Source organism: Frankia tisae (assembly GCF_025403405.1).
GTDB lineage: Bacteria > Actinomycetota > Actinomycetes > Frankiales > Frankiaceae > Frankia > Frankia tisai.
In genome coordinates, this window is the sequence record NZ_JANEZT010000466.1 from 1 (window position 1) to 4,389 (window position 4,389).

At 65.4% G+C, this 4,389-nt stretch carries 3 protein-coding genes and 1 pseudogene; all 4 read left to right on the plus strand.

The window, feature by feature from the left end; genetic code table 11:
* Positions 1-257, plus strand: a pseudogene (locus NBZ85_RS28155) (hypothetical protein); the annotation flags it as partial.
* A gap of 501 nt (positions 258-758) precedes the next feature.
* On the plus strand, positions 759-1,010 hold the full coding sequence (locus NBZ85_RS28160; RefSeq protein WP_261560624.1) for an RHS repeat domain-containing protein: 252 nt from the start codon (positions 759-761) through the stop codon (positions 1,008-1,010).
* A complete protein-coding gene (locus tag NBZ85_RS28165) occupies positions 982-2,262 on the plus strand; it encodes an RHS repeat-associated core domain-containing protein (RefSeq protein WP_261563003.1) in 1,281 nt (426 codons plus the stop codon). Before NBZ85_RS28160 ends, NBZ85_RS28165 begins: the two co-directional genes overlap by 29 nt.
* A gap of 631 nt (positions 2,263-2,893) precedes the next feature.
* Positions 2,894-4,312, plus strand: coding sequence for a transposase (locus NBZ85_RS28170; RefSeq protein ID WP_261563005.1), 1,419 nt, complete (start codon positions 2,894-2,896; stop codon positions 4,310-4,312).
* Positions 4,313-4,389: the final 77 nt, after the last annotated feature.

The following is a 4,389-nucleotide window of genomic DNA, read 5'->3' on the forward strand; positions in this document are numbered from 1 at the left end:
ACTCAGGGGGCGGGTGGGGTGGACCGGGCGGCCAACGTGGTGGCGGCCGAGGTGAGGGAGACGACGCGCAGTGGACCGTTCAGTACACCTCCAGTGCCTTCGACGCCTTCTGCAAGAAGAACAACATCCGCCGTTCCCTCGGCCGCACCGGAATCTGCTACGACAACGCCGTTTCGGAATCCTTCTTCGCGACCTACAAGAAAGAACTGATCCACACCCGCCCCTGGCCCAACAACACGCCGCCATTCCACCCTTGACTACTTGACACCCAAGGAATACGAACTAGGCTGCAGAAATATCAGCCAGCTGGCAGCCTAAAAAGGTGTCCACAAAAGCGGAGACACTCCACCAGTCATGGGAGCACTGCGGAAAGACGGAAATCGGCAGACCAGGATCTAGCACGAGACCGGATCGGTAGGAGACGATGAAGAGTAAATCCATGATTTTCCTCGTCCTCCGCGGAGTTCTTGTTGGCCTTGTAGTCGGGATTCCTCTCGCGGGAATTCTGCTGCTTACTACAGGGGTGCCGGGTGGTGGCTACGACTGGCATCGATTCGCGCTTGACGTACTTACCGCGACAGCGATTACTGTCGGTGGGTCGGTTGGAGCCGGGATACGGCAACGCAAATCAGGGTCTGCTTCCGAAAAAGGGTAGCCATGAAGGCCCGAATGGCAAAAAGATCCATCCGGTCCTCGGTATGAAGGCATGAACGTCCAGGCGGGTCCAGTTCCTCACCTCGACTCCTTCGCGGGTCGAGGTGAGGAACGTCGATGCGTCGACGGGTCTGCCGACGACGACCACCGTGGACAGCGTGACGCTCACCACCGGTTATGACTCGTGGGGTCAGGTGACCTCGCAGACCGACGCGGACGGCAAGACCGCGGCGACGACCTATGACGTCGACGGCCGCATCGCGACGGTGAACGACGGCAAGGGCACCTACACCTACGATGGTGGTTCGGGGGGAGCACCGTGGTCTGTTGACGAGTCTCGGTGTCGGCGCCGGTAGCGCGCCGTCGACGTTCACGGCGGGTTACAACGCTGATGGGAAGCTGACGTCGCAGACGTATCCGAACGGCCTGGTCGCGGCGACGCGGTATGACGACAACAGTGAGCCGACTGCGTTGTCGTATGCCGAGGATGGCACTCCGTGGTTGGCGTTCGCCCAGGCCAACTCGGTTTACGGCCAGATCCGCCTGGATGCGACGCCGGCGTCGACGAAGTCGTTGGGCTATGACCTGTCGGGTCGGTTGACGTCGGTGGCGGATACGGTGAGTTATGGTGGTCCGGCGTCGTGCACGACGCGGTCGTATGGGTATGACGGGGATTCGAATCGGTTGTCGTTGACGAGCTACCCGGATGGTGGGGGTAGTGATGCGGGTACCTGCTCGACGTCAACGTCGGCCACCGGTTATTCTTTCGGCTATGACCAGGCTGATCGGCTCACGAACAGCGGGTATGTCTATGATCTGTTCGGTCGGACGACGACGGATTCGTATCCGCCGGGCAGGTCGTCGGTCAGCATCGGCTACTTCGTGAACGATCTGGTGGCGAGTGAGACTATGGGTTCGTCGACGAGGTCGTATGCGTTGGATCCGGCGCGGCGGGTTCGGTCGTGGTCGGACGGGTCGACGACGTCGGTGAACCATTACACGTCCGGGTCGGGGGACAGCCCGGCGTGGATTGGGGTCGGTTCGTCCTGGTCGCGGAACATTACCGGTATCGGCGGTGACCTGGCCGCGGTCCAGACCGATGGTGGTCCGGTGACGTTGCAGTTGGCGAGCCTGCACGGTGATGTGGTCGCGACCGTCGACGACTCGACCTCGGCCGGTTCGCCGGCGAGCTATGCGGAGTCCACCGAGTTCGGCAGCCCGTACTTCCCGAGCTCGGCCTACCCGCGTTACGGCTGGCTCGGCGCGAAGCAGCGTTCCCGGGACACCCTGTCCGGCCTCACCCTGATGGGCGTCCGTCTCTACGACCCCAACCTCGGCCGTTTCCTCCAGACCGACCCCGAACCCGGCGGCTCGGACAACGCCTACGACTACGCCCACCAGGACCCCTACAACACCTTTGATCTGAACGGACGTCTCTGCATATTCGGCAAGCATCGCCGTGGAGGATGCCGCGGTGGAACCGCCTGGAAGAACCGCGGTCAAATAGCTGGACTCCTTGCCTTTTGTGCATGCATGCATGCATGCTCGCGTCGGCTGGAGCCTGCAGTGTTCTCGCCGCCGCAGCACTGGGTGCATTTTTCTCGGTAAGAGTAGAGTCGCTGGCGAGGAATGGAAATTGGCGACGTCCTAAGCGGTGGGCGGCGACTATTGGCTACACCGCAGCGGACTATGTAACTTATCGTTTCTATCACGTCCGTCGCGGTGGCCTGATGGGGACCAGAATGCTGCCCTTCTCCGTCGCGGTTCGTGGACGAGGTGGTGTCGGACGTCTAACCCGCCAGGTCGGCGCTTTGGGTTGGGCCGTACAGCCATGGTTCTCCTAGCATTTCCCGTCGACGTCTCCTCGTGGGCCAGCATGCAGGCAATACCGATCGTCAAACTGTCGTCACAAACACTGCCGTCGACGTCGGCCTTCTCGGCATCGCCTCAAGTCACCAACTACGGAAAGGATATCCTGATGGAGCATAGGCAGCGTGCCTGAGCGATCGTCGACCCTGAGGATGGCGGCTCTGCGTTATCGGGGTCTTCGAAGTTAACCGGGGTGGGTGTGGAATCCTTGCCGGGTTTGGTGACCGTCCGTGATGTTGGCTCGGTGTGGCTTCGTGTGCTCGGCGTGGGACGCCGGCATGTCGTGACATGAAAAGGCCCGCAACCCGGGCGATCTTGGTTGTTCTCACGCAATCAAGACGCCACAGGGGTTACGGGCTTGGACGATCATATGCGTGCTGCGACGTTGTTGGTGGAGTTGGACGGTCTGGTGGTGCGCCGCGTCGAGCGGCAGACGGACGGGTCGCGGCTGGTGTGGCTGGAGACCGTGGACGAGGCGGCGCGGGCGTGCCCGTCGTGCGGGGTGTTCGCGAGTCGGGTCAAGGGTGTGGTGCGCACCCGGCCGCGTGACCTGCCCTGCGGGTCGGCCGGTCTGCGGCTGGAGTGGGTCAAGCGGCGTTGGTACTGCGACGAGGCGGGGTGCGCGCGGGGGTCGTTCACCGAGTCGCTGCCCGCGGTGCCGGCCCGGGCGCGGCTGACGGCCCGGCTGCGCGCGGAGGCTGGGCGGCGGGTGGTCGACGGGGTCTGCGCGACGGTCGTGGCCGCCGCCCGCTCGCTGGGGCTGTCCTGGCCGACGGTGATGGACGCGGTGCGCCGGCAGGCCGCGGACCTGGACGGCGGCGCGGCCCCGCCCGTCGAGGTGCTCGGGATCGACGAGGTGCGTCGGGGTCGGCCGCGCTGGTGGCCCGCCGGGGGCCCCACGGCCGCGCCGGCGCTCCCCGCCGCCGAGCCCGAGCCGCAGGACGGCGAGCCGGCGGGTGGCGAGCCGGCGAAGGCCCGGGTGCTCGCCGACCGGTGGCACGTCGGGTTCACCGACCTCGCCGGCGGGCAGGGGATGCTCGGCCAGGTCGAGGGCCGGACCGCCGACGACGTCGCGTACTGGCTGGCCAGCCAGTCCGCGGCCTGGCGTGACCGGGTCCGCTACGTCGCGATTGACATGTGCACGGTGTTCGTCGCCGCCGTCCGCCGCTCCCTGCCCCACGCCACCCTCGTCGTCGATCACTTTCATGTGGTGCAGCTGGCGAACGACGCCGTCGCGGAGGTCCGCCGCCGGGTCACCACCGTGCTGCGGGGCCGGCGCGGCCGCGACAGCGACCCGGAATGGAAGATCCGTAACCTGCTGCGCCGCAACCGGGAGGACCTCACCGACCGCCAGCTCGCGAAGCTGTGGAACACCCTGATCGACCTCGGTGAACCCGGGCAGACCATCCTGACCGCCTGGATCGCGAAGGAGGAACTTCGTCACCTGCTCGCCCTTGCCCGCACCCACCCCGACCGCACCGTGATCGCCCACCGGCTCACCAGGTTCTACACCTGGTGCGCCGACGCCGCTGTCCCCGAACTCGAACGCCTCGCCACCACCGTCAGCACCTGGTGGGACCGCATCGAGGCATTCCTCCACACCGGGATCACCAACGCCACCAGCGAGGGCCACAACCGGGTCGTCAAACTCGACGCCCGCAACGCCTTCGGCTACCGCAACCCCGAAAACCAGCGGCTACGCACACGCTGCGCAACCACCCGACGAACCCGCGGATGCCGGCGGATTCAAGCGGTCATAGCGACGCATGCTTCGCCAGCAAATCGTTGAAGACTTCGACCGGCTTCGCCCAGCCCAACGTCTGCCGCGGCCTTCCGTTCAGCTGTTCGGCCACCTTATCAAGCTCG

Excerpts from the sequence above, each read along its gene's own strand:
- NBZ85_RS28170 (WP_261563005.1), top strand. The coding sequence starts at position 2,894 with ATGCGTGCTGCGACGTTGTTGGTGGAGTTGGACGGTCTGGTGGTGCGC.